Raw genomic sequence first — 24711 nt, forward strand, 5'->3', positions numbered from 1 at the left:
CCGCATCCATAAAAAAGCCCCGGCATCACTGCCGGGGCTTTCTCGTTTCAGCCGGGGATCAGGACGGCACCACCACCGCCTGCCCGCTCAAGGCCAGGTCCACCAGCTCGCGGTTGGCGACCGCATACATGGCGTAATCGTGCCCCGATGCGTTACGCAGGTCGTCGAGCATGGCGCGCCAGCGCTCGGCCATCGCGCGGTGCTGGTCGATCCACAAGGCCACGCGGGCGTCCATGTCCTGCGGGGCGTCGGCCATTTGCAGCACGGAGATGGTGATCGCGCGCTGTTGCAGGTCGATGTCGTCGCGGAAGGCTTCGCGGGCCAGGGCCTGCCAGTTGTTCTCCACCGGCAGGTTGCTGATTTCCTGCAGGTACCAGGTCAGGTCCAGGGCGCTGCCTACGGCGAAGAAGGCCTTGGCCACCTGGGCCGGGTCGTGGCCGGTGACGTCCGAGGCTTCGATGATCGGCAGCAGGGTGTACAGGTGCGTGGTGCCGGCCACCATGCGCGCCAGCAACTCCGGCACGCCAGCGTCGACGAAGCCCTGATAGCGCACCATCCAGCGTTCGCGGGTCGGCCCTTCCAGCAGTTCGTCGAGTTTGAGCCCCAGTTGCGCGATCTTCGGCCCGAAGTGCGCGGCGTCACGCCCGGCGTCCTGTTCGTTGCGGCGGCTGCGCAGGAACCAGCGGGTGGCGCGGCGGCCCAGACGCATCAGCTCGTCCATCAGCGTCAGCTGGATGTCGGCCGGCACCTGATAGTCCAGCGCTTCGATCTGACGGAACCAGTGCGGCAGGTGGAAGATGTCGCGCACGATCACATAGGCACCGGCGACGTTCGCCGCGCTCATGCCGGTGGACTCCTTCAGGCGCTGCACGAAGGTGATGCCCATGTTGTTGACCAGATCGTTGGCGATCTGCGTGCTGACGATCTCGCGCTTCAAGCGGTGGCGGCGCATGGCCTCGGCGAACTTGCTCACCAACGATGGCGGGAAGGCGGTCTCCATGTCGCGGGTCAGGTACTCGTCGTCCGGCACTTCGGACTTGAGCAACTGCTCCTTGAGGTCGATCTTGCTGTAGGAGATCAACACCGACAGCTCGGCGCGGGTCAGGCCCTGGCCTGCGGCCAGACGTTCGGCCAACTGCTCTTCGGACGGCAGGAACTCAATGGCGCGGTCCAGCTTGCCACGCGCTTCGAGGTCGGCCATTAGGCGCTTGTACTCGGCGATGCGCTCGCGCACACGGCGTGCGGCCAGCGACAGGGCCTGGGTCTGCTTGTAGTTGTTGCCAAGCACCAAGTGGCCGACTTCCTCGGTCATGCTGCCCAGCAGCTGGTTGCGCTGCTTCTCGGTCATGTCGCCACCCTGCACCACTTCGTTGAGCAGGATCTTGATGTTGACCTCGTGGTCGGAGCAGTCCACGCCACCGGCGTTGTCGATGAAATCGGTGTTGGTGGCGCCGCCGTGCAAGCCGAATTCGACGCGGCCCAGCTGGGTCATGCCGAGGTTGCCGCCCTCGCCCACCACCTTGCAGCGCAACTCGTCGCCGTTGACGCGCAGCGCGTCGTTGGCCTTGTCGCCGACATCGGCGTGGCTTTCGCTGCTGGCCTTGACGTAGGTGCCGATGCCGCCGTTCCACAGCAGGTCGACCGGCGCCTTGAGCAAGGCATTGAGCAGCTCGGTCGGGGTCAGGCGATCGGCCGTGATGGCGAAGCGCTCTTTCATCTGCGGGCTGATGGCGATGCTCTTGGCACTGCGCGGGAAGATACCGCCGCCTTCGGACATCAGGCTGGTGTCGTAGTCGGTCCAGGCCGAACGCGGCAGTTCGAACAAGCGCTTGCGCTCGGCGAAGCTGCTGGCGGTGTCGGGGTTCGGGTCGATGAAGATGTGCAGGTGGTTGAAGGCGGCGACCAGTTGCAGCTTGTCGGACATCAACAGGCCGTTACCGAACACGTCGCCGGCCATGTCGCCCACGCCGATCACGGTGATCGGATCTTCCTGCACGTTGATGCCGCGCTCGCGGAAGTGACGCTGCACGCCGACCCAGGCGCCACGGGCGGTGATGCCCATCTTCTTGTGGTCGTAGCCGGCCGAACCGCCGGAGGCGAAGGCGTCGCCCAGCCAGAAGTCGTAGTCGATGGCGATGCCGTTGGCGATGTCGGAGAAGGTCGCGGTGCCTTTGTCGGCCGCCACCACCAGGTACGGATCGTCATCGTCGTGGCGCACCACGTTGGCCGGTGGCACTACGCCGCCGTCCTTGAGGTTGTCGGTGATGTCGAGCAGGCCGCTGATGAAGATGCGGTAGCACGCCACGCCCTCGGCGGCGATCTCGTCGCGGCTGCCGCCCAGCGGCAGGCGACGCGGCAGGAAGCCGCCCTTGGCGCCGACCGGCACGATCACCGAGTTCTTCACCTGCTGCGCCTTGACCAAGCCCAGCACTTCGGTGCGGTAGTCTTCCTCGCGGTCCGACCAGCGCAGGCCGCCACGGGCGACGTTGCCGAAGCGCAGGTGCACCCCTTCGACGCGCGGCGAATAGACGAAGATTTCGAACTTGGGTACGGGTTTTGGCAGCTCGGGGATCAACCGCGGGTTGAACTTGAAGCTGAAGTACGACTTGTTCTGGCCGTTGGCGTCGGTCTGGTAGAAGTTGGTGCGCAGGGTGGCCTTGATCAGGTCCAGGTAGCGCCGCAGGATGCGGTCCTCGTTGAGCACCTGGACGTCGTCCAGGGCGGTGAGGATGGCCTGCTCCAGGCGTTGCTGCTTGTCTTCCAGATCGTCCTGGGTCAGCTTGCGCGCCAGGTAGAAGCGGGTCTTGAACAGACGCGTCAGTTCGCGGGCGATGTCGGTGTGGTTGTTCAGCGTGCTGGCGATGTAGCCCAGGTCGAAGCCCAGACGGATCTGCTTGAGGTAGCGGGCGTAGGCACGCAGCAGCGCCACGTCGCGCCACGGCAGGCCGGCGGTCAGCACCAGGCGGTTGAACGCGTCGTTCTCGGCGTCGCCGCCGACGATGTGGATGAAGGCGTCCTGCAGCACGTCGTTGAGCTGCTGGATGTCCAGGTTCAGGCCTTCGCTGTAGGTGAAGGCGAAGTCATGGATCCAGTACTCGCGGCCTTTGGCATGGCGCAGGCGGTAAGGGAACTCACCCAGCACGCGCAGACCGAGGTTTTCCAGGATCGGCAGCACGTCCGACAGGGCCAGCGGGGTGTCGGCGTGGTACAGCTTGCAGTGCAGGATGCGCTCGCCGACCTGGGTCAGCGGCTGGTAGAAGCTCATGGCCAGCGGGCGTTGCTCGCTGAGTGCCACCACGTGCTGCAGGTCGACCACCGCCGAATGCGGTGCGAAGCGCTCGCGGTAGCCGGCCGGGAAGCCTTTGGGGAAATCGGCGAGGATGTTGGTGCCCTGGGCTTCGCCGAAGTTCTCCACCACCAGCGAGGAGTAGTCGTCCTGCCACGAGCGGCAGGCCTGGATCACTTCCTTTTCCAGCTGTTGCGGGTCGATGTCGAGGCGGTTCTTAGGGTCGACGCGCAGAATCAGCTGCACGCGCGCCAGCACCGATTCGGAGAAGAAGGTCCAGAACTCGCAGTCGCTGGCCTTCAAACGCTCCATCAAGACCTGCTGGATTTTCTGCCGCACCTCGGTGGAGTAGATTTCGCGCGGGATGTAGGCCAGGCAGTAGCAGAAGCGGCCATACGGGTCTTTGCGCAGGAACACGCGGATCTTGTTGCGTTCCTGGATCTGCACGATCGACATGACGGTGTTGAACAGCTCGTCGATCGGGGTCTGGAACAGGTCGTCGCGTGGCAGTACTTCCAGCACCTGGGTCAGTTCCTTGCCCAGGTGCGCCTTGGCGTCGAAACCGGAGCGGCGCTCGATCTCCGCCACTTTGCCCCGCAGGTAGGGAATGGCGTGCACGTTCTCGCCGTACACCGACGAGGTGTACAAGCCCATGAAGCGGCATTCCTTGATGACCTTGCCGTCGGCGTCGAGCTGGCGGATCGAGACGTAGTCCGGATAGGCCGGACGGTGCACGCGGCTGGGCAGCGCGGCTTTGGCGAACGACAGCAGCAGCGGCTCGTTGAGGTAGCCCACGGCGTAGTCTTCGATGCGCAGCTCTTCTTCGCTCAGCCCCACGCGCAGGCGGCTCGGCAGGCCGAGGAAGGACTGCTGGTCGTAGTTGATGCGCCCGCCTTCGCTGTCGGCCGTGACGGTGAACTCTTCGTAGCCGAGGAAGGTGAAGTGGTTGTCCAGCAGCCACTCGAGGAAGGCGGCGACTTCAGCCTTGTCGTGCTGCACCGGGGCGTAGGGGCTCTGTTCGACCAGTTCGATGACCTCGCGCAGGCGCGCCTTCATCGGTTCGAAATCGGCCACCGCCACCCGCACTTCGGCCAGGACCTGCTCGATTTCGCGGCTGAGCAGGGTCAACTCGCCGGCGTTGGCGCAGCGGTCGATCTCCAGGTACATCAGCGATTCGTGCTGCACGCCCTCGCCCTGGGAGCCTTTGGGCAGTAGTTCGAGCAGCTCGCCTTTCGGCCCGCGGCGCACGCTGAGCACGGTGGTTTGCAGGGTGTGGATGCTGTAGCCGTGGCGGTTGAGCTCGGTGCGTACCGAGTCGACCAGGAATGGCAGGTCGTGGTGCAGCACCTCGACCACGGTGTGGGTCGACTGCCAGCCGTTGCGCTCGTAGTCGGGGTTATAGACCCGCACCTGCGGAGTTTGCGGATCGAAGCGCTCGACGATGCGCCAGGCAGACAGGGTGCAGCCGACCAGGTCGGAGAGCCGACGTTGGGTGAGTTCATCCAGGGAAATGATGCCGAAGAACTGCTCGGCGAACAGCGCCACTTGGGGCAGGTTCTGTTCGCTGGTGTGCTGCGCCAGGGCCGATCGCAGTTGCTGCTGGAAATCGGCCTTGCTGGCTGCGGTGAAAAACGCCATCTGTGGTACTCCGCTTTTGGCTCTTGATCGTAGGGAAGCGTTGCGTACGCGCCCGGGGCCCATCAACCATAGTCAACGAGACGTCCGCGACGCGATGAACCAGGCGTTGAGCGTGCGTGGCACGTTCAGCGTGTGATGGGTATCTGCAAAAGCGACTGTGGGCGACACTGTGCCTTTACGGGTAACCATCGGCTGGGCAGCTTAACGACTGGTCGGCCGGGCCGCTTCCGAGGCTGCGACATATTCGGTCAAGGTGGGGCAATATGTCGCAGCGTTAGGCCATTTCCCCCTGGCAAAATTCCCTTCCATTCAATTTCCGAGTTCGCCATGCACCTCAAGACAGCGCAATTTCTCGCCACCCCCTGCGACGATGAAGAAGACGACATGGCGACCCTGTGCTGCTTCGCGGGCAACGGGCAGATGTTCCTGATGACCCGCTACCCCGACGAAGACACGCTCGACCTGACCCTCGACGACGCGCCCTCGACCCTCGACGGCCTGAGCGTGACCTTCAGCGCCACGCGCCTGACGCTCAAGGTGGCACCCGGCGACCGTGACGCACTCAAGGGCGACGAACAACTGGACATCGACCATGCCACGCCGGCGGCGGACCTGCCCGAAGTGATCCAGACCCTGCGCATCCTGCTCGAAGGCACCGGCGAGCTGGTCGTCGAAGCCTGAGCCTTGGCGAACGACGCGCAGGCTCAGCCGACTGGATTGGCATGCACCCTGCGCACCCCTTCTGCCGCGGGGCGGTTGACGAAGACCGGGTCCAGTACGCTGTCGCGCCATTGAGCGACGGCATTCCAGTGCGCCGAGGTGTGGATATAGCGATGCTGCAACAAGGCCTGTTGTTCGGCGTCGAGCCCCAGCGAGGTGCGACGCCCCAAGGCGTAGTCGTGCAAGCACGCGCTGATCGGCACCAGCTCCTCGGGCAGCGCTGCCAGCCGCAGCGTGTCCAGCGCAGCGAACGGCACACCTGCGGCACAGGCCCGTTCGCGCATCACGCTCAGATAGATCCGCGACAACGCCCCGCTGACCTGCCGCTCGCGGCAAGGCGCGGCGTAGACGCATTTGGTCGGTGCCTCACGGCGCGCGTTGTGTTCAGTGCCGGGTATTTCCCATGTGCGCAGCAGCGCGCCGCTTCGCTGTTGCTCGGGCAAGGCGCTCAAGGCCTGCGCAGCATTACGGTACGCCGCCGTAGCCTCGGCAGCGGTCGACAGGGCGACTTGGCAGGAGAATGGCTGGCTCATCAATACAGCCTCCTCTACCAACGGCAGGTAACCGCCGCCGATGTCGGCATGCACCCCCGGCACGGCCAGGTCATTGCCGCTGGCCACCAATGGGAAGTTGTGCCTGTGCTCGTCCGCAGCGACCAGTTGCCAGACCTGGCGGGCGATGCCTTCGGCAAGACCCAGGCGCAACTTGCCCATCCCCTCTGCGACCGGAGCGCGGGTCATCGGGTCGAGGATCGCCGCCACCGTATCGAACAGCCCGATGAAGTTGAGCGTCACGCCGCGTTCGAGTGCAGCGGCCCAAGCGGCTTCGCGGTCGGCTGGGTCGAGCACACGGTTGGCGAAATGCCGCGCCGCGGCCGCGCCACGACTGAAGCCAAAGACATCGAACTCGACGCCTGCCAGGGGCTGCTGGGGTTGCGCCTGAGGCCAGCAGCGCACGCGCTCGGCCACCCATGCCAATGCCTGCTGCACACGGGCCTCGACCCCCGTAGGGCCGACACCGCTGGCTTGGTCGAGCATGATGTCGGGCGCGCCGGCCTGGGTGCCGACCCCTTCGACGTACAGCGGCAGGTAGTGGACAGCTGCTTGCGCATCTCCACCTTCGGGGTAAAGCCTGTGCAGCAGCGCGACGTTGCTCAGCGCATTGGCATGGCTGCCCGAGGCGTCTGCCGCCGGGCGATCCGCGTCCGGCACGGCATTGGCCTGGTTGTTGCCAGTGCCGTCGAAGAACAGACCGATGCGCAGGATGGCGGGGGTTTGTGGAGAAGCTGTCGTAGCATTGAGAGACATATGGTTACACCTACTGACGGATGGGACGTCAGCAGAAGCCAATTAGTCTGAATCTGGCATAGGGAAAGTCGGCTCACTGTGCAGGGCATTTCCCTATTAAATGCCAGACCTTGCCAATAAATATGCGTGCTGCCATTGGTCGGCATGCCTGCGGATGGATTAAAGTAGCAGCCCCTGCCGGTACGGATGTCCCACTCCCGCCCGGCGCCTGCCCAGGAAGCCCCTCCGATGGAACACCGCGACGCGTTGAACGCGCTACGCACTTTCCTCTCCTCCCAGATCCTGGGCCAGGAACGGCTGATCGATCGCCTGCTGATCGTGCTGCTGGCCGACGGCCACATGCTCGTCGAAGGCGCCCCCGGGCTGGCCAAGACCCGTGCCATCAAAGAGTTGGCCGAAGGCGTCGAAGCGCAGTTCCACCGCATCCAGTTCACCCCCGACCTGCTGCCGGCCGACATCACCGGCACGGAAATCTATCGCCCGGAAACCGGCAGCTTCGTGTTCCAACAGGGGCCGATCTTCCACAACCTGGTGCTGGCCGACGAAATCAACCGCGCGCCGGCCAAGGTACAGTCGGCACTGCTCGAGGCGATGGCCGAGCGCCAGGTCAGCGTGGGGCGCAGCACCTACGACCTGTCGCCGCTGTTTCTGGTGATGGCCACGCAGAACCCGATCGAGCAGGAAGGCACCTACCCCCTGCCCGAAGCGCAGCTCGACCGCTTCCTGATGCACGTGAAGATCGGCTTCCCCGACGCCGCCGTGGAGCGGCGCATCCTCCAGCAGGCCCGCGGCGAGGCGCTGGGCGGGGAAACCAAGCCGCAGCGTCAGGTCAGCCAGCAGGCGATCTTCGCCGCGCGCAAGGACATCCTCGGCCTATACATGGCCGACGCCGTGGAGGAATACCTGGTGCAACTGGTGATGGCCACGCGCACCCCCGGCAAATTTGACGCCGAGCTCGCCGACTGGATCGCCTACGGCGCCAGCCCGCGCGGCTCCATTGCCCTGGACCGCTGCGCGCGCGCCCATGCCTGGCTGGCCGGGCGCGAGTTCGTCAGCCCCGAAGACATCCAGGCGGTGCTGTTCGACGTGCTGCGCCACCGCATCATCCTGTCGTTCGAGGCCGAAGCTGCGGGGGTCGACCAGGACCGCGTGGTGCAGCGCATCCTCGACGTCGTCGCCGTCGCCTGATCCGATGCCCACCACCCACACGGCCGAACCCGGCATCCGCATCGGCCTGAGCGAGCTGATCGACATGCGCCATCGGGTGCGCGAGATCCAGTTGTTCTCACGGCCAGGACAGCGCAGCCCACTGGTGGGCCTGCACCACTCCAAGCTGCGTGGGCGCGGCGTGGATTTCGACCAGGTGCGGGTGTACCAGGCCGGCGACGATGTGCGCAACATCGACTGGCGCGTCACCGCGCGTACCCAAGAGCCGCACACCAAGCTGTTCCACGAGGAGCGCGAGCGGCCGATCTTCATCCTCATCGAGCAGAGCCAGCGCCTGTTCTTCGGCACCGGGCTGATGTTCAAGTCGGTGCTCGCCGCCCAGGCCGCGGCGCTGTTCGGCTGGGCCGCGCTGGACCACAACGATCGCATCGGCGGCCTGGTGTTCGGCGCCAGCGAGCCTCACGAGATCAAGCCCCGGCGCAGCAAACAGAGCCTGTTGCAATTGCTCAACCGCCTGGCGCGGGTCAACCAGGCGCTGCACACCGACACCGCCCCCAGCGACAGCCTGGGCCTGGCCCTGCGCCGTGCCCGCGAGGTGCTACGCCCCGGCAGCCTGGCCATCGTCGTGTGCGACGAGCGCGCCTTGAGCGAACAGGCCGAACAGCACCTGGCGATGCTGTCGCGGCATTGCGACCTCCTGCTGTTGCCTGTTTCCGACCCGCTCGACCATGCCTTGCCTGCAGCGGGCCTGTTGCGCTTCGCCCAGGGCGATGGGCAACTGGAGCTCGACACCCTCGACGCCAGTTTGCGCCAGGCCTACCACCGCGAGGCGCAGGCGCGTATCGAGCGCTGGGAAGTGCTGGCGCAAAAGCTGCGTGTGGTGCTGATTCCGCTGACGACCCGCACGGCGCTGATCGAGCAGTTGCGCGAGCACACGAGCGCGCAACGCCCCGGAAGCGGCCGATGAACGCCCTGGACGACCTGCAACCCCTGATCGCCCCACCCGCCATCGGCTGGTGGCCGCCCGCCCCTGGCTGGTGGCTGCTGTTCGTCGGCCTACTGCTGCTGAGTTGGGGCATCTGGCGCCTGCGCGGCTGGCGGCCACGGCGTCGGCCGCCGCAAGTGGCCGCCGAATCGGTCATGGACCCGGTGCGCAGCGCGGCCCTGGCCGAACTGGCACGCCTGCCGCGCCCCTACGACGGCGCCCCGGCCGGCGCCTGGCTGCAACAGATCAACGCCCTGCTCAAGCGGCTGTGCCGCAACCACTATCCAGGCGCCAACAGCCATACCCTCAACGGCCGCCAGTGGCTGGCGTTTCTCGACAACCGCTGTCCCGCCGCCGGGCTGACGCGCTGGATGGTGTTGGTCGAAGGTGCCTACAAACCCGAGTGCAAGCTCGACGACAAAGCCATCGCCGGCCTCAGCCAGGCGGTCGACACCTGGATTCGCAAACATGTTTGAACTGGCCTGGCCGTGGATGCTGCTGCTCGCGCCGCTGCCGTGGCTGCTGCGCCTGTTGTTACCTGCCGCCGACAGCGGCGAGCCAGTACTCAAGGTCGGCTTTCTGCCGGAACTGGAGGCCCTGGCCGGCCGCCGCGCGCGCCTGAACCTGCCGACCTGGCGCCAGCAGGCGCCCTATGTGCTGATCTGGCTGCTGTTGTTGATCGCCGCCGCACGCCCGCAGTGGCTGGGCGAACCGGTGCCGGTGGCCGCCAGCGGTCGCGACCTGTTGGTGGCGGTGGACGTGTCCGGCTCGATGGACTACCCCGACATGCAATGGCAAGGCGATGACGTCAGCCGCCTGGACCTGGTCAAGGCGCTAATGGGCGACTTCCTTCAGGACCGCAAAGGCGACCGCGTAGGGCTGATCCTGTTCGGCAGCGAGGCCTACCTGCAAGCGCCGCTGACCTTCGACCGGCGCACCGTGCGCAGCTTCCTCGACGACGCGCTGATCGGCATCGCCGGCAAGAATACCGCCATCGGCGACGCCATCGGCCTTGCCGTCAAGCGTCTGCGCGAGCGGCCGGCCAACAGCCGGGTGCTGATCCTGATCACCGACGGCGCCAACAACGGCGGTCAGATCCACCCGCTGACCGCCGCACGCCTGGCGGCCCAGGAAGGCGTGCGCATCTACACCATCGGCATCGGCGCCGACCCTTCGGCCACCGGCACACCAGGGCTGATCGGGCTCAACCCCAGCCTGGACCTGGACGAAGCCTCGCTGCGGGAAATCGCCGGCATCACCCAAGGCAGTTACTTCCGTGCCCACAGCGGCGCGGAACTGGTGAACATCGGCGACACCCTCGACGAACTGGAGCCGGTCACCCAGCAGCCGACCCAGGCCCGCGCCGCCACAGCCCTGTACGCCTGGCCACTGGCCCTGGCGCTGCTGCTCAGCGTGCTGCTGGTGTGTGCGGCGCTGTGGCCTGACAACCGCCTGCAACGCCGATTGCGCAAGCCGCGCTTCCTGCAGCCCCCGCCCCAGTGGCGCCAGCAGCTCAAGCGGCTGCGCCTGGGGGGTCGTCGATGAACGAGTTCTGGCCGCACTGGCTGCGCCCGCTGTGGTTGTTGACTGTGCCATTGCTGGCTTGGTTGCTGTTCAAGCTGTACAACCGCCGCCAGCGCGCCGGCCGCTGGCAGTTGATCGTGCCCGCGCAGTTCCACGCCGTACTGTTGGGCGGCGGCAGTGGCAGCAACCGCAAACTGGCCTGGATCGCCCTGGGCCTGGCCTGGCTGCTGATCTTCCTGGCCTTGCTCGGGCCGAGCTGGCAACGGGTCGAGCAAAGCCACCAGCGGCCTGCCGACCCGCTGGTGATCCTGCTGGAAATGACCCCCTCGATGATGGCCGAGGATGCCGCGCCCAACCGCTTGGAACAGGCCAGGCGCAAGATCCTCGACCTGCTCGAACAACGGCGCGACAGCCAGACCGCACTGATCGTCTACGCCGGCAGTGCCCACACCCTGGTGCCGCTGTCGGACGACTTGAGCACCACGCGCAACCTGCTCGAAGCCCTCGACCCTTCGATCATGCCCCAGCCCGGCCAGCGCGCCGACCTGGCCGTGCGCAAGGCGCTGGCATTGCTGGCGCAGAGCGACCTGGGCCAGGGCCGTCTGCTGCTGCTCGGTTCGTCCTTGAGCGAGCACGAGCGCAGCGGCATCCGCCGCGCCTTGGGCAGCCACGGGCCGAGCTTGCTGATGCTAGGCATCGGCAGCGCCGAGGGCGCGCCCATACGTCAGACCAACGGCGAATACCTCAAGGACGAGCAAGGCGGCATCCTCGTGCCGCGCCTGGACGGCGCCCGCCTCAAGCGCTTCGTCAACGCCACCGGCGGGCGCTATCGCCATGCACGGGTGGACGATCTCGACCTGCGCGGCCTGGGGCTGTTCGACGCCCCGCGCGACCTGCGCAGCGACGGCCAGACCGTGCAGCTCGACAGCTGGTTCGACCAGGGCTATTGGCTACTGCTGCCCTTGCTGTTGCTGGCCGCCTGCGCCGGCCGCCGCGGCTGGTTGTTCTGCCTGCCGTTGCTGCTGGCACTGCCGCAACCGAGCCAGGCCTTCGAGCTGCGCGACCTGTGGCTGCGCCCCGACCAACAAGGTATGCGTCTGCTGGAACGCCAGCAACCGGCGCAAGCGGCGCAGCGCTTCGACGATGCGCAATGGCGCGGCATGGCGCTGTACCAGGTCGGCGATTTCGCCGGCGCCGCCCAAGCCTTCGCCGAAAGCGACAGCGCCCAGGCCCATTACAACCGCGGCAACGCCCTGGCCCGCAGTGGCGAGCTGGAGGCGGCGCTGGATGCGTACGACCAAGCCCTTGACCGGCAGAGCGACCTGCAACCGGCCTTGGCCAACCAGGCGCTGGTCCAGCAGCTGCTCGATCAGCGCAGCGCCAGCGCCCAGGCGCAACCCAACGCCGGCGCCGACGCCCAAGGCATGCCCGGTAGCGACAGCGACAGCAGCTCAGCCGGCACCCCACTGCCCGACAATCCTGGCGACGAACCACGCGCTGGCCAAGCCCAGGAAGGCGAAGCCAACCCTTCCGGCCAAGCCTCCGGCAGTGAGGCCAGCGGGCAGGACGACGACAGCGTCAGCGCCCCCGCCCGCCCCGCCGCCGGCAGCCTCGATGCCGAGCAGCGCCAGGCTCTGGAGCAGTGGCTGCGCGAAATTCCCGACAACCCCGCGCAGTTGCTACGGCGCAAATTCTGGTATGAACAGCAATTGCATCAGGAAAAGTCTCCATGAGTCGCTTTGGCGCCTTCGTACTGAGCCTGCTCTGGGCGCTGCTGGCCCAGGCCGAGCCGACCCTGCAAGCCAGCGTCGACCGCACCCGCGTGCAGGCCGGTGAAACACTCGAACTGATCCTCGAGAGCCAGGACGTCACCCAGTTCGGCAAACCCGACCTGTCGAGCCTGGAGGCCGATTTCGAGGTGCGCGGCACGCGCCAGCTCAACAGCCTGCACACCCTCGACGGCGAGACCCGCGCCAGCACCCGCTGGATCGTCTCGCTGCTGCCACGGCGCAGCGGCACCTTGACGATCCCGGCCCTGCAACTGGGTCAGTCGCACAGCCAGCCCATCGAGCTACAGGTCATGCAGGCCGACGCCTCGCGCCCCGGCACCGCCGCGCAGGTGTTCGTCGAAACCAGCCTGGATGCGTCCGAGGTGTACGTGCAGGCGCAGGCGGTGTTGACGGTGCGCATCTACCACTCGGTGGCGCTGTACGACGACAGCAGCTTGAGCCCGGTGCAAGGCGAAGGTCTCAAGGTCGAGACCCTGGGCGAATCGCGCACGTATGAAAAAGACATCGAAGGCGTGCGCCACGGCGTGATCGAAACCCGTTACGTGCTCTACCCGCAACAAAGCGGCACGTTGCAGGTAGCGGGCCTGACCTTCACCGCCACGGCCGCCGCCGACGGCGGCAATGGCGCGGGAAGCGGTGGCGGGCGGCAAGTGCAGGTCACCTCCAACGCCTTGACCTTGACGGCCAAGGCCATTCCCGCCAGCTACCCGAAAAACCTACCCTGGCTGCCCGCGCGCAGTCTGAGCCTGGAAGAAGGCTGGAGTCCGGACCCGACGCAGCAACCCACCCGCATCGGCGACTCGCTGACGCGCAGCATCACCCTGCGCGCCCAGGGCCTCTCCAGCACGCAACTGCCGCCCCTGCCGGCCACCGAGCTGGACGGCCTGCGCCGCTACCCCGACCAAGCACTGCTGCGCAACGACACCGACGAGCGCGGCATGGTCGGCAACCGCGAAGAGCGCGAAGCCCTGGTGCCGGTGCACAGCGGCCTGCTCATGCTGCCCAGCGTGGAGGTGACGTGGTGGAACACCCGCGAGGACCACCTGGAGCACAGCAGTCTGCCGGCACGCAGCGTGCTGGTGCAGGACAACCCGGCGCTGTCCGGCGAAACCCAGGGCGGCGATCCGCATGCCGGCATCGGCCTGCTCTGGCCCTGGCAACTGGCGACCGCACTCCTGGCAGCCACCAGCGCGCTCGGGCTCACCCTCTGGTGGCGCGCCCGCTCGCGGCCGGCGGTATTGCGCGTGACGCCCAGCGGGCCCAGCCCACGCACGCTGCTGGACGACCTCAAGCGCGCCTGCCAGGCCAACGACCCGCACGCCACGCGGCAGGCCCTCGATGCCTGGGCGCGGCAGCAACCGGAGACGCTGGCGGAAATGGCGGCGCGCTTCGTGCCGCTGTCCGAGGCGTTGGATGGGTTGAACGGGGCGCTGTACAGCGAAAGCGGGCGGTATTGGCAAGGTGGCGACTTGTGGCGGGCGATCGGTGACATTCCGCAGGGTGAGGCCATCGCAGCGCCGAACGCCGACGCCAGTGGATTACCGCCGTTGTATCCCAAGTGAACGGGCCCGACGGTGCCGGGCCCGTAACGCCTTAATTGTCGCCTTGCCAAGGATGCTCCATGAGCAGCCGCAGGGTCATCGCCAGCGTCAGCTGATGCTCCGCTGCACTGCGCTCATCGGTCAGGTTGCCGACCGCTTCGATGATCCGCTGCTCGCCCATACCTTCTTCGCCTTGCAAGAGCGCTTCGAGGCGTTCGTGGTAGGGCTGGTTCAACGCATCGTATTCGCCTGCGTAAGTGGTGCGCAGGAAGTCGGTCCAAAATGTGCGCTGCAAGAGCGAATCCGCGATCCGGGCATTGGTTTCGGCCAGCAGGATGCTGCGTGCGGCATTACGCAATTGCACATCGCCCACGTCGGAAAACAATCGGTGGTACATATAACGCGACTGGGCCGGCAGCCCCAATGGACGGACCAGACCCGCCCGGTATGCCAGGTGTATCTCCACCTCGTCGATCAGGCCGTAGGGGTTGGTAGACCTTAGATTCGCGATGTGCCCGGCTGCGATTCGATCCACTTCGTCCAGGCGATACAGTTCGCGCCCGATCCGCACCAGCGCCGGCGCCATCTGCTCAGGGGCCAACCCTGCGGTGCGTGTGGCGACCAAGGCGCGCACCTCGAACAGGCTGAGCAGCAGCAGCATCTGGTCGGCACAGGTCCGTGGCCCGGCCGCCTGCTGGAAGATCGCCTCGCGCACGTGCGTCTGCTCGACGCAGACTTCGATCAGCGTCCAGAGGCGTCTGCGCAAGTCGATGCCTTGGAAGTCATAGTCGTTCGACCGGCCCAGGTCGTCGAAGAAACGCATCAGGTCGCCACTGCCCGGTTCCTGGGCCAGGGCGGTCCACCACTCGGAGCGCATGGCGCGCTCATCGGCACTGGAGTCGGCCAGCCAGCGCTCGAGCGACTCCTGTCCGCCCGGGCCGTGCCGACGTGTGGGCAACGCCGTTGCACCTGTCTCGCCCAAGGTACTGCGCAACTCGGTCTGGGTCGGCTCGGGCAAGGGGTTGTCATGCAGGCTCAAGCCAGCCAGGCGCCGCCGGGTCTGGGTCAGGGTCGGGCTCATGTCCTGGATGCGGTTGTCGCGCAGGTCGATGTCCTCGAGCGCAGGGTGCATGTAGGCCTCGACCGGTACTTCGCGCAACCCGGTGTCGCGCAGGTGCAGGCGCTGTAAGTCGAGTAGCCGACCCAGGGGTGGCAGTTGCCCGATCGGGTTGTGCGACAGGTCCAGCACGCGCAGCTTCGACAGGCTGGCAAGCCTGTCCAGGCCTGCGTCATCGATCACGATCCGGTTGCGCGTCAGGCGCAGCTCGGTGAGCTGGGTCAGTGCCTGCAAGCCGTCGGGAACGCTGCTCAGCAGGTTGTCGCTCAAGTCCAAGGTGCGCACGTTTAAGAATCGCTCGAGAAACCCTTCGGTGATGTTCGAAAGGTGCGCGCGGCGCAGCACCAAGTGCGTCACGTGGTCGAAGGTCGCTCGCGCGGGCAGCGCCGGAAGGCTGTCGATCCGCTCGCTGTCGATGACCAAGCGGTATTCGCCGTCGGTATCGGGCCGCTTGCGCCGCCAAAACTGGCGTATGCGCCGGGCGATCAGGCGCCGACGCTCGGGCAGTGGCGCCACCGTGGCCTCGCGGCGCCAGGCTGCCAGGCTTTCGTCCAGATCGACCAGACACTGCTGCAACCCGTGCAGGTGGTCCCAGGGTCGCTCGCCCTGCAAGCGCACACGCTCCAGGTAGCCTTCGATCTCGATGTCGCTCAAGGTGGGGAAGATTTGTTGATACCCATGCAGCATGGCCCGCCGCGAGCCTTCGGGACGGCCACTGAGCACATAGCCGAGGCGCCCGTCACCCAAGCGCATCAAGGCGCGCGGCATCTTGATCGGCGCCATGCCCAACAATCGGGCCGCCTGCGCGCGGTCTGCGAACGCTCGCTCGGCAAGGTCGTCGGCCAGGCCGGCCGGCGATGCCCACGCCTCGGCCATCGTCGCGCGCTGCTCGGTGTCCAGCACGTGCAACAGCGCCGCGAACAGATTGTCGCCCGCCGTGGCGCCAGGCAATGGATCGCCTGCGTTGTCGGTCGCCAGATAGCCCTGTGGAGTGCCAAGCAGAAAGCGAGTCTCGTTCGGTTGCTCAGCGCCCACACTGGCCAGCACCTCGCCGCCGAGCTGGGTGTCGCGTATCTCCACCCTGACGGTGGATTTCCAGGGGCAGGCGACGTGGAGCAAACCCAGCGCCAGGCGTTCGGTATCGCGGGTCACCGCGCTTGGCTGTTCGAAACCGGCGCAGGTACGGTCCAGGCGGGCGTCGCGCAAGCTCCAGCGGGCACGCTCAGCCAGTGCGAGCGGCACCTTCTGCTGTTCCAGCAACTGCGTGAGGTCGCTGTCGCCAGCGCCTGCGAGCAATTCCCGCCCTGCACGGGTGGTGAGCGCCGGAAAATCGCGGTGCAGAGGCTGCGCCGCGCGGCTTGGCACGCCCTGTGCCGCCTGCCATTGGGCTTCGAAGGCCGGCCCGCGCAGTCGGGGGAACGCTTCATGCAGCTCATAGCGGTGCAGCGCATCGCACAGCCGCGCAGGGGCAGGCGCGTTCTCCAAATGGAGGCGGCGCAAGGCAGCTTCGTCCATGCCTACGCTGCGCAGCACCGAGGCGGCCGTATCAGGCGTGACCGTGCCAAGGTTCGAACCCAGCCGTGCCATCAGCGTCTGAGCGCCGTGCCACTCCTGGGGGCGCTCCAAGGCATGGCGCACCCCGCCGGCTTCGTTGTCCTCCAACCTGATAGCCGGCGCTTGGCGGCGACGCGGGTGCTCGACGGTGGGCCGTTGCTCACTGCGACCGAGACGGTAGGTCTTGTGCGCGATGGACACGTGCGGGCGATCCTGCAGGAAGATCCGCTGGCCCGACGCCAGGCCGGTGTCTGCTGCCGCGTAGCCTGGCAGGTCGACGTGGGCCAGGCGTTGCTCGCCGGTGGGCAGAAGTACAGGCGCCAACCCATCGACCGCCGCCGCCCGCGCCAGCACCTCGCTAGTCGCGCCTGCGGCGGCGCCTATTCCGAGCATGGCCACGTTTTGCGCCACGGCCATCAGGTGGCCCAGGGCGGCCTCCCGATCGCCAAGCTCCCACTCGTGGTAACCATCGATCACTTCGTCGGTGATCTGCCGCGCCGTCAGCGCGAGCAAGGGCAACCCCAACTCGGGCACGAAAAAGCTGACCAACCCCAGCAAGTCCACGCCTAGGTCCTGAAGAAACTTCGCACGTCGGTCGCGTGCCTGCGCGTCGACCACACCATTGGGCACGGCCAGGGTCTGAGCGTCTTCGAGTAAGGTGTCGACCTGCACCTGGCGCAAGTGCACCAGCAACGCACCCTCGATGGCCTGATGGCGACCGTCGAGCTGGATCGTATCGCCCGCTCCCCCGCTGCCGAGCAGATGCTGAAATCGTTGCGCGAAGTGCACGCGGTCGCGCGCCTTGACGAAGCGCTGGAAAAACTGCCGATAGACCGGATCGCGCAGGCGGACGCCCAAGGTGTCGAACAGGTGGGACCAGGATGGATGGGCGGCGATGGCGCCGTGCGGGTCGTCGGGTATCCAGACAATCAAGGTCTGCGGCGCGCCAGAGGCTCGATCCGAGGGCGGCTCGAACACAGTGATGCCGGACACCAAGCGGCCCAGCAGGCGCACCTCGCTGAACTTGCCGAGAGCGGGCTCACCCATGCCCGCTACAGCGCTCGCCAGTCGATCAAGCGCCTGCGCGTTCACAGCGCCTTGCAGACGCGCCACCTCGGCAGCAGCGAGCATGCTCGTGCGCCACCCTTGCTCGAGCACCGCGTCGACATGGCGGCGACGGCTGTCGTCGGCGAACAGTACCTGCTTGAGGTGCTGCTGGTAGGACGCGCCCAGATCCAGCGAGCGGCAGGCACCGGCAAAAGCGCGGGGACGCAAGGGAATCACGGTGCCGTCCGCCTCCACCAGGTTCGACTTGGGCAACCATGCCGCTTCGGCGGTTTCGCGAAGCTCGAAGTTGTGCAAGGCACAGGCCAGCAAGGATTGCTCCAGCGTGGCGGAAACCACGTGATCGGGAATCGTGCTCAGCCCCGAGGGGTAACGCACGTGCACCACGCGGCGCAGCTTGGCCGTGCGCACATCCACCGGGCTCGGTAATAGCCCTTGCAGCGCTGCGTCCAGCGAAGTGCTGGCGAATCTATCCAAGGGTTGTATTTCGGCGAACAGGGCCTGGACCTGCTCGCGCGCGCGCTGCTGGGCGGTCAGCGCCTGATGCAGGACGTCGAGCTGTTCGACGGTGGCCTTGCCCATCCAGGCAGGCAAGCGGTCGGCGACGAAAGCATCGACGGATGTATCGGAGAAGGGCGTGGTTTTCATGATGCACCTGTGAGTACGAAACGCGTACTCAGCCAGCGTCGTCATTGGCCTTGGCGGTATTTATTCAGAACCCTTGCCAGTGGGCTACCAGTCGTCATGGGGCGGACTTGGAAATGGTCGGGCGGCACTGGGGTCCGGTCGCGATGGAGTCGGTGGGCGATAGAGCCGATCCGATGCTGCAACCGCTTGTCGTCAGGGTCTGCGTGTGCATAAACCCCCTCGATCGACTGTGGCAAGGCTTCAAAAGTCGAAGGTTTTGTAAGACCTTTCCCAACCTCATAGCAAATATTTCAAGAACAACGTGCCGAAGAACTATCCTACGCGCCGTGCTGAACTATCGCTGTTGTCGGGGAAATCCTTCAGGACTAACGTCCATCCCGTCGTTTTGACGACCGGACGTGAGAACCCGAGAATCAGCTAATGAGGTCGTCCTTTATGGTGGCCATACGCGGGCAGACTTCGGTCGGGCCGAGTTTCCCTTTGCTGGCTCGGTTTCTCACCCCGCGTGTGGCTGCCACCCAGACCCGTGAGAAGGTCAGGTGGCGGTTCGTTTTGAACCAGCAAAGGACCAACCAATGAAAAAGCCCGTTCCCTACCCACCCAAAGCGCCCAGTTTCCAAACCTTCTGCTCGATAAACCTAGAGACCCCTTCGGTGGACGCCCTGACCCACACCCTCCAACTGATCGCCGGGATCGAAACCACCCTCGAAGAATACATCTGCGCCAACGCCGGCGAGCCGGGCGTGCGCATGCTGGTCAACACCGTGCACCACTTGCAGATGATCCAGGCACTGACCGAAATGCTGCTGCAGCGCGCGGCGCGTACGCCCTGACGACGAAGCCGTACCGAAGCAGCTACTATCTTTTACCTGGACCCCAGCCCTGGCCTTTGCCTTTGCTGTCGCTCTTGAACTCAGCCAGCCAGGCAACACCAATCGCGACTTTAGCCGGCCGACGTGGAGGTGTTCGTAGGGGCGGGCGCGCAGCGCCCCTGAGGCGCAACCGAAGGCGCGAGATATAGGTTTGCGCAGCAAACCGTAGGCCGCGCAGCCCCGAAGAGCACCGGAACGCAGGGAACCTGTAGCGCAGCGAAGGGCCGGCTATCGGAGCCAGGGGGTTTTTGCTTACTTTTGCCCCCGTGCAAAAGTAAGTCGCCGTAAAGGCGAAAAGGTGACCATCCGCAGTCACCCTCTCTACGGATACCTACAAAGACCAGCGCGCGCGCCAAGCATCCCAACCGTCAAAACCGCCGTGTCCCGCCGTCACCCAGGTCGAGAACGGCTTCCCTATGAGTTAACATACCCCCATCAAGCCCCCCCCTTCTCCGCCGCGCCGCGCCCCCGGCCTGGCCTGACTCCACAGGTCCCCCATGCGTCTGTTCCACACCTCCGACTGGCACCTGGGCCAAAGCCTGCACGGCCAGGAGCGCGACTTCGAACACGCCTGCTTCCTCGACTGGCTGCTCGGCCAACTGCAACTGCGCCAACCCGACGCCCTGCTGATCGCCGGCGACCTGTTCGACACCGTCAACCCCCCGGTAAAGGCCCAGGAGCGCCTGTACGACTTCATCGTCCGCGCCCACGAACTGCTGCCCAAACTCGACATCGTGATGATCGCCGGCAACCACGACTCCGGCTCGCGCATCGAGCTGCCCGCCGCGCTCATGCGCCGCCTGCGCACCCACGCCCTGGGCCGGGTGCACTGGCTCGACGACGGCGAACTGGACGCCGAACGCCTGCTGATCCCCCTGACCAACGCCCGCGGCAAGGTCTGCGCCTGGTGCCTGGCGCTGCCGTTCCTACGCCCGGCCGAAGTCACCGGCCCGCAACTGGGCGACGACTACCTGCAGGGCATTGCCAAGGTCCATACGCAACTGATCGCCGCCGCCCAAGCCAAGCGCAAAAAAGACCAAGCGCTGGTCGCCATCAGCCACGCGCACATGGCCGGTGGCTCGGTCTCGGAAGACTCCGAGCGCAGCCTGATCATCGGCAACGCCGAAGCCTTGCCGGCGCGGCTGTTCGACCCATGCATCGCCTACGTCGCCCTAGGCCACCTGCACAAGCCGCAGCAGGTCAATCGCGAGTCGCGCATCCGCTACAGCGGCTCGCCGCTGCCGCTGTCGTTCGCCGAAATCAACTACCCGCACCAGGTGCTGGAAATCGAACTCGAAGGCGACAAACTGGTAAGCATCGAGCCGCGCCGGGTGCCACGCGCGGTGGCCTTGCAACGGGTCGGCCCGGCGCCGTTGGCCGAGGTGCTGACGCAGCTGGCCGAGCTGCCTGCGCCCGACCTGCTGCAAGACCCCAACCACCAACCCTGGCTGGAAGTGCGTGTGCGCCTGGACGAGCCGCAGCCCGACCTGCGCCAGCAGATCGACACCGCCCTGGCCGGCAAAGCGGTGCGCCTGGTGCGCATCGGCGCCGAATACGCTGGCAAGGCCGATCCCGGCGACGAGGGCCAGACCTTCGTCGAACTCAGCCAGCTCACCCCGCAAGACCTCTTCAGCCGCGCCTGGACCCAGGCCTACGGCAGCGAGGTGGACGAACAGACCCTGGCCGACTTCGCCCAATTGCTGCAGGACGTGCAACTGGAGGAGCAGCAGCCATGAAGATCCTCGCCATACGCCTGAAGAACCTGGCCTCGCTGGCCGGCCCCGTCGAAGTCGATTTCACCGCCGAGCCCTTGGCCAGTGCGGGCCTGTTCGCCATCACCGGGCCCACCGGCGCCGGCAAGAGCACGCTACTCGACGCCCTGTGCCTGGCGTTGTTCGGCACCGTACCGCGGCTCAACGACCTGGGCCGCGAAGCCAAGCTGCCCGACGCCGAGGGCGACATCCTCACCAGCGACCCGCGCAACCTGCTGCGCCGCGGCACGGGCAGCGGCTTCGCCGAGGTCGATTTCGTCGGGGTCGACGGCCACCGCTACCGCGCCCGCTGGGAAGCCAACCGCGCCCGCGACAAGGCCAACGGCAAGTTGCAGAACAGCCGCCAAAGCCTGTACGACTTGGACGGCGAGCAGTTGCTGGGCAGCGGCAAGCACGAATTCCGCGACCTGGTCGAAACCCGCCTGGGCCTGAACTTCGAACAGTTCACCCGCGCCGTGATGCTGGCCCAGAGCGAGTTCAGCGCGTTCCTCAAGGCCAACGACAAGGACCGCAGCGAGCTGCTGGAAAAGCTCACCAACACCTCGATCTACACCCGCCTGGGCCAACGTGCGTTCAGCAAGAGCAAGGACGCCGAGAAGCAGCACCAGGCCCTGCTCGACCGCGCCGGCCATGTGCAGCCCATGGCCGACGAGGCCCGCGCCGAGCTCGACCAGGCCTTGCACGAAGCGCAGCAGCAGCTCAAGGCCGAGCAGGACCAGCAGCGCCAACTGGAACGGCAGCAGGCCTGGGCGCAGGAACAGCAGCAGTTGCAGCAACAGCTGAACGCAGCCCAACAGGCGCTGGAGGCTGCCGAGCAGCAGGTTCACGCACTGGCGAGTCAGCGCACCGATCTGCGCCACCTGGAGCAGCTCGCGCCGCAGCGCCATCAGTTCCAGCGCCAGCAGCAGGTCACGGGCCAATTGCAGCCGCTGGCCGTGGCCATCGCCGAGCATCAACAACGGCAAACCACGTTGCAGGCGCATCGCGACACGCTGGAGCAGACCTTGGGCAGCGCCGCGCAGCAGTTGGCCGAGCGCCAGCAGCAGCACGATGACGCCGCCCCGCGCTTGCGCCAGGCTTTCGCGGCGCAAGACACCCTCACCCGCTTGCAGGCCGAGCGCGCCAAGGCCAGCCGCGCGGTCGAACAGGTTGGGCAGGTCAATGCGGCGCTGCAGCAGCAGCGCGAGCAGCTGGAGGCAGCGCAGCAGCGCGACCAGCAGCAACTGGCCCAGCTCGACCAGACGCTGGCCCAGAGCGAAAGCCTGGCCAGGCTGGGCGAGGCCTGGCAGGCCTATCGCGGGCAGTTGCAGCAGGTCTTGCAGACGGCCAACCGTCTCAACCAGGGCCGCGACGAACTGCCGGCCTTGCAGGCGCAGATCAGCCAAGCCAACGCCCAGGTTCAAGAACAGCGGCAAACCCTGGAACTGCTCTACCACGAAGCCGGCGCCGAACCGCAGGCGGTCGACGAACAGCTCGACCTGCTCGCTGCCATGCTGCAAGACAATCGCAAGCAACAGCGCGGCATCGACGAAGCTGCACGCCTGCATGCCCAGGTCGAGGACTTGCAGCAGCGTGCGCACGTGCTCAATGAACGTCAGCACGCCGCCCTCCAGCAACGCCAGCAGCTGATCCAGGACGGCACTGCAGCCAAGACCGAGCACACCGCCGCCGAACAGGCCCTGACCCTGACTCGTCAACTGCTGGAACGCCAGCGTCTGGCCCGCCACGACAGCGTCGAAGCCCTGCGCGGGCAACTGCGCGACGGCCAGCCGTGCACCGTGTGCGGCAGCCTCGAACACCCCTTCCACCGCCCTGAGGCGCTACTCGAAAGTCTCGGGCAGCACGACCAGGCCGAGGAAGCGGCCGCTGTCGCTCGCGTCACCCAGCTCGGCGAGCGTCTCAATGCCCTGCGCAGCGAGCTGGGTGGCGTCAACGGCCAGCTCAAGGCCTACCAGCAAGATCAAGTGCAGCTCGACGCGCAGTTGCAGCCCTTGCAGCAACGGCTCGGCGCACTGGCGCTCTGGCCCGCCCTGGAAGCGCAGGACGCGGCCAAGCGCGGCGCCTGGTTGGCCAGCCAAGCCAAACGCCTGGAGCAGGAGATCGAGCGCGACGACCGCCGCCAGCAAGCCCTCACCCGCCTGCAACGCGACGCCGTGCGCCTGAACGAACAGCTGCAGGCCGCGCAACAGGCCCAGCAGCAGGCCGAACAGCGCCTGGTCCAGCAGCGCAGCACACTCGAAGCCGACGAACAGCGCCTGGAGCAGGCCTACGCCGACTTCGCCGAGGTGTTGCCCAGCGAACGCATCCAGGCCCTGCGCGAACAGCCCGCCGAAGCTTTCATGGCCCTGGACCGCGAGCTGAGCGAGCGCTTGCAGCAACTCGAACGACGCCAGGAGCAGCAGCAGGAGCACCAGCAGCGCCAGCAGCAGCTCGAACGCCTGCTCGACCAGCAACAGGCCCGCCATGAACAGCACGCCCAGTTGCGGACGCAACTCGACGCCCTGACCACCGAACACGCGGCGGCGCAGACTGCGCTGACCGAACTGATCGGCGAGCATGCCAGCGCCGAGGCCTGGCAAGCGTACCTGCAGCAGCAGCTGGAGCAGGCCCGTGTCGCCCACGCCGACACCGAACGCCAGCTGCAAGCCAGCCACACCGAAGCCGTGCAGTTGGCCAGCGAACTCAAGGCCCAGCAGACAAGGCAACAAGAGCTGGAGCAGGAATCCCAGCAACTCGCACAGGCCATCGCCCAGTGGCGCGCCGCGCACGCAGACCTCGACGACGCCGGCCTCGAACGTCTGCTGGCCATCGATGATGCGCAGCACGGCACCCTGCGCCAATCCGTGCAGGAAGCGGATTCGGCTCTGGAGCATGCCCGCGTGCGCTTGCAGGAACGCGAACAGCGCCTGCAACAGCATCGACAGCCGGATACCCCGCTTCTGGCACCCGATGCCTTGCAGCAGGCCATGGCCGAGACCCAGCAACGCCTCGCCCAACACGACCAGCGCTGCGCCGAACTGCGCGCACACCAGGCCGAGGATCAACGCCGCCAGCTCGCCAGCGCCGAGCTGCGTGACGAGATCGACCAGGCCGAGCGCCATTGGCAGCGCTGGGCGCGGCTCAACGCGCTGATCGGTTCGGCCTCGGGCGATGTGTTCCGCAAGATCGCCCAGGGCTACAACCTCGACCTGTTGCTGCACCACGCCAACGCGCAACTGCGCCAACTGGCCCGGCGCTACCGCCTCAAACGCGGCGGCAGCGCCCTGGGCCTGCTGGTGATGGACACCGAGATGGGCGACGAGCTGCGCTCGGTGCACTCGCTGTCGGGCGGCGAAACCTTCCTGGTGTCGCTGGCGCTGGCACTGGGTTTGGCGTCGATGGCTTCCAGCACGTTGCGCATCGAATCGCTGTTCATCGACGAAGGCTTCGGCAGCCTCGACCCCGAGTCGCTGCAACTGGCCATGGACGCGCTGGACGGTTTGCAGGCGCAAGGCCGCAAGGTGGCGGTGATTTCCCACGTGCAGGAGATGCACGAGCGGATTCCGGTGCAGATCCAGGTGCGGCGCCAGGGCAATGGCTTGAGCGATGTGGAGGTGGTGGGCTGAGGCGTCATGGCGAATACCGACCTGTCAAGCCGCGCCTCTCGATCCCCAGTCCATCCTGTAGGAGCGACTTTAGTCGCGATGGCCGGCACCGCCGGCCCAATGGCCGCGACATCTCCCGAC

At 66.6% G+C, this 24711-nt stretch carries 13 protein-coding genes; 10 read left to right on the forward strand and 3 right to left on the reverse strand.

Annotated features, from left to right (window positions below):
* Positions 1-58: 58 nt before the first annotated feature.
* Positions 59-4924: an NAD-glutamate dehydrogenase gene (locus B4M43_RS17250; protein WP_296268685.1), complete on the reverse strand. Its 4866-nt coding sequence runs from the start codon at positions 4922-4924 to the stop codon at positions 59-61.
* 327 nt (positions 4925-5251) lie between these two features.
* Between B4M43_RS17250 and B4M43_RS17255 the strand changes: the two genes are divergently transcribed.
* Complete coding sequence (locus B4M43_RS17255; RefSeq protein ID WP_296268686.1) at positions 5252-5605, forward strand: hypothetical protein; 354 nt, start codon at positions 5252-5254, stop codon at positions 5603-5605.
* Positions 5606-5628: 23 nt separating this feature from the next.
* Here B4M43_RS17255 and B4M43_RS17260 read toward each other — a convergent pair whose 3' ends face one another.
* Entirely contained in the window at positions 5629-6951 is a 1323-nt protein-coding gene (locus tag B4M43_RS17260; RefSeq protein WP_296268687.1) for a T6SS phospholipase effector Tle1-like catalytic domain-containing protein, read from the reverse strand.
* A 228-nt stretch (positions 6952-7179) separates the two neighbouring features.
* Here B4M43_RS17260 and B4M43_RS17265 point away from each other — a divergent pair, with 228 nt between their 5' ends.
* From B4M43_RS17265 to B4M43_RS17290, 6 genes are read left to right on the forward strand one after another with little or no spacing between them, the layout of a single operon-like run.
* The gene (locus B4M43_RS17265; protein ID WP_296268688.1) at positions 7180-8139 is read left to right on the forward strand and encodes an AAA family ATPase; all 960 of its coding nucleotides are present in this window, start codon (positions 7180-7182) and stop codon (positions 8137-8139) included.
* A gap of 4 nt (positions 8140-8143) precedes the next feature.
* Complete coding sequence (locus B4M43_RS17270) at positions 8144-9085, forward strand: DUF58 domain-containing protein (protein WP_296268689.1); 942 nt, start codon at positions 8144-8146, stop codon at positions 9083-9085.
* Complete coding sequence (locus B4M43_RS17275) at positions 9082-9579, forward strand: DUF4381 domain-containing protein (RefSeq protein WP_296268690.1); 498 nt, start codon at positions 9082-9084, stop codon at positions 9577-9579. Before B4M43_RS17270 ends, B4M43_RS17275 begins: the two co-directional genes overlap by 4 nt.
* On the forward strand, positions 9572-10648 hold the full coding sequence (locus B4M43_RS17280; RefSeq protein ID WP_296268691.1) for a vWA domain-containing protein: 1077 nt from the start codon (positions 9572-9574) through the stop codon (positions 10646-10648). Before B4M43_RS17275 ends, B4M43_RS17280 begins: the two co-directional genes overlap by 8 nt.
* On the forward strand, positions 10645-12360 hold the full coding sequence (locus B4M43_RS17285; protein ID WP_296268692.1) for a VWA domain-containing protein: 1716 nt from the start codon (positions 10645-10647) through the stop codon (positions 12358-12360). Before B4M43_RS17280 ends, B4M43_RS17285 begins: the two co-directional genes overlap by 4 nt.
* Positions 12357-13979: a BatD family protein gene (locus B4M43_RS17290; RefSeq protein WP_296268693.1), complete on the forward strand. Its 1623-nt coding sequence runs from the start codon at positions 12357-12359 to the stop codon at positions 13977-13979. Before B4M43_RS17285 ends, B4M43_RS17290 begins: the two co-directional genes overlap by 4 nt.
* 31 nt (positions 13980-14010) lie before the next feature.
* Here B4M43_RS17290 and B4M43_RS17295 read toward each other — a convergent pair whose 3' ends face one another.
* The gene (locus B4M43_RS17295) at positions 14011-18342 is read right to left on the reverse strand and encodes an NEL-type E3 ubiquitin ligase domain-containing protein (RefSeq protein ID WP_296268694.1); all 4332 of its coding nucleotides are present in this window, start codon (positions 18340-18342) and stop codon (positions 14011-14013) included.
* A 575-nt stretch (positions 18343-18917) separates the two neighbouring features.
* Between B4M43_RS17295 and B4M43_RS17300 the strand changes: the two genes are divergently transcribed.
* The 3 genes from B4M43_RS17300 to B4M43_RS17310 all read left to right on the forward strand — a co-directional run bounded on the left by B4M43_RS17300 (position 18918) and on the right by B4M43_RS17310 (position 24591).
* Entirely contained in the window at positions 18918-19175 is a 258-nt protein-coding gene (locus tag B4M43_RS17300) for a hypothetical protein (RefSeq protein WP_296268695.1), read from the forward strand.
* 536 nt (positions 19176-19711) lie between these two features.
* Entirely contained in the window at positions 19712-20950 is a 1239-nt protein-coding gene (locus tag B4M43_RS17305) for an exonuclease SbcCD subunit D C-terminal domain-containing protein (protein WP_296268696.1), read from the forward strand.
* The gene (locus B4M43_RS17310) at positions 20947-24591 is read left to right on the forward strand and encodes an AAA family ATPase (protein ID WP_296268697.1); all 3645 of its coding nucleotides are present in this window, start codon (positions 20947-20949) and stop codon (positions 24589-24591) included. The genes B4M43_RS17305 and B4M43_RS17310 overlap by 4 nt, the downstream gene beginning before the upstream one ends.
* Positions 24592-24711: the final 120 nt, after the last annotated feature.

The sequence above is a fragment of the Pseudomonas sp. UBA6562 genome (assembly GCF_002434265.1).
In the GTDB taxonomy this organism is placed as follows: Bacteria; Pseudomonadota; Gammaproteobacteria; order Pseudomonadales; family Pseudomonadaceae; genus Aquipseudomonas.

Excerpts from the sequence above, each read along its gene's own strand:
- B4M43_RS17250 (WP_296268685.1), bottom strand. The coding sequence starts at position 4,924 with ATGGCGTTTTTCACCGCAGCCAGCAAGGCCGATTTCCAGCAGCAACTG.
- B4M43_RS17255 (WP_296268686.1), top strand. The coding sequence starts at position 5,252 with ATGCACCTCAAGACAGCGCAATTTCTCGCCACCCCCTGCGACGATGAA.
- B4M43_RS17260 (WP_296268687.1), bottom strand. The coding sequence starts at position 6,951 with ATGTCTCTCAATGCTACGACAGCTTCTCCACAAACCCCCGCCATCCTG.
- B4M43_RS17265 (WP_296268688.1), top strand. The coding sequence starts at position 7,180 with ATGGAACACCGCGACGCGTTGAACGCGCTACGCACTTTCCTCTCCTCC.
- B4M43_RS17270 (WP_296268689.1), top strand. The coding sequence starts at position 8,144 with ATGCCCACCACCCACACGGCCGAACCCGGCATCCGCATCGGCCTGAGC.
- B4M43_RS17275 (WP_296268690.1), top strand. The coding sequence starts at position 9,082 with ATGAACGCCCTGGACGACCTGCAACCCCTGATCGCCCCACCCGCCATC.
- B4M43_RS17280 (WP_296268691.1), top strand. The coding sequence starts at position 9,572 with ATGTTTGAACTGGCCTGGCCGTGGATGCTGCTGCTCGCGCCGCTGCCG.
- B4M43_RS17285 (WP_296268692.1), top strand. The coding sequence starts at position 10,645 with ATGAACGAGTTCTGGCCGCACTGGCTGCGCCCGCTGTGGTTGTTGACT.
- B4M43_RS17290 (WP_296268693.1), top strand. The coding sequence starts at position 12,357 with ATGAGTCGCTTTGGCGCCTTCGTACTGAGCCTGCTCTGGGCGCTGCTG.
- B4M43_RS17295 (WP_296268694.1), bottom strand. The coding sequence starts at position 18,342 with ATGAAAACCACGCCCTTCTCCGATACATCCGTCGATGCTTTCGTCGCC.
- B4M43_RS17300 (WP_296268695.1), top strand. The coding sequence starts at position 18,918 with ATGAAAAAGCCCGTTCCCTACCCACCCAAAGCGCCCAGTTTCCAAACC.
- B4M43_RS17305 (WP_296268696.1), top strand. The coding sequence starts at position 19,712 with ATGCGTCTGTTCCACACCTCCGACTGGCACCTGGGCCAAAGCCTGCAC.
- B4M43_RS17310 (WP_296268697.1), top strand. The coding sequence starts at position 20,947 with ATGAAGATCCTCGCCATACGCCTGAAGAACCTGGCCTCGCTGGCCGGC.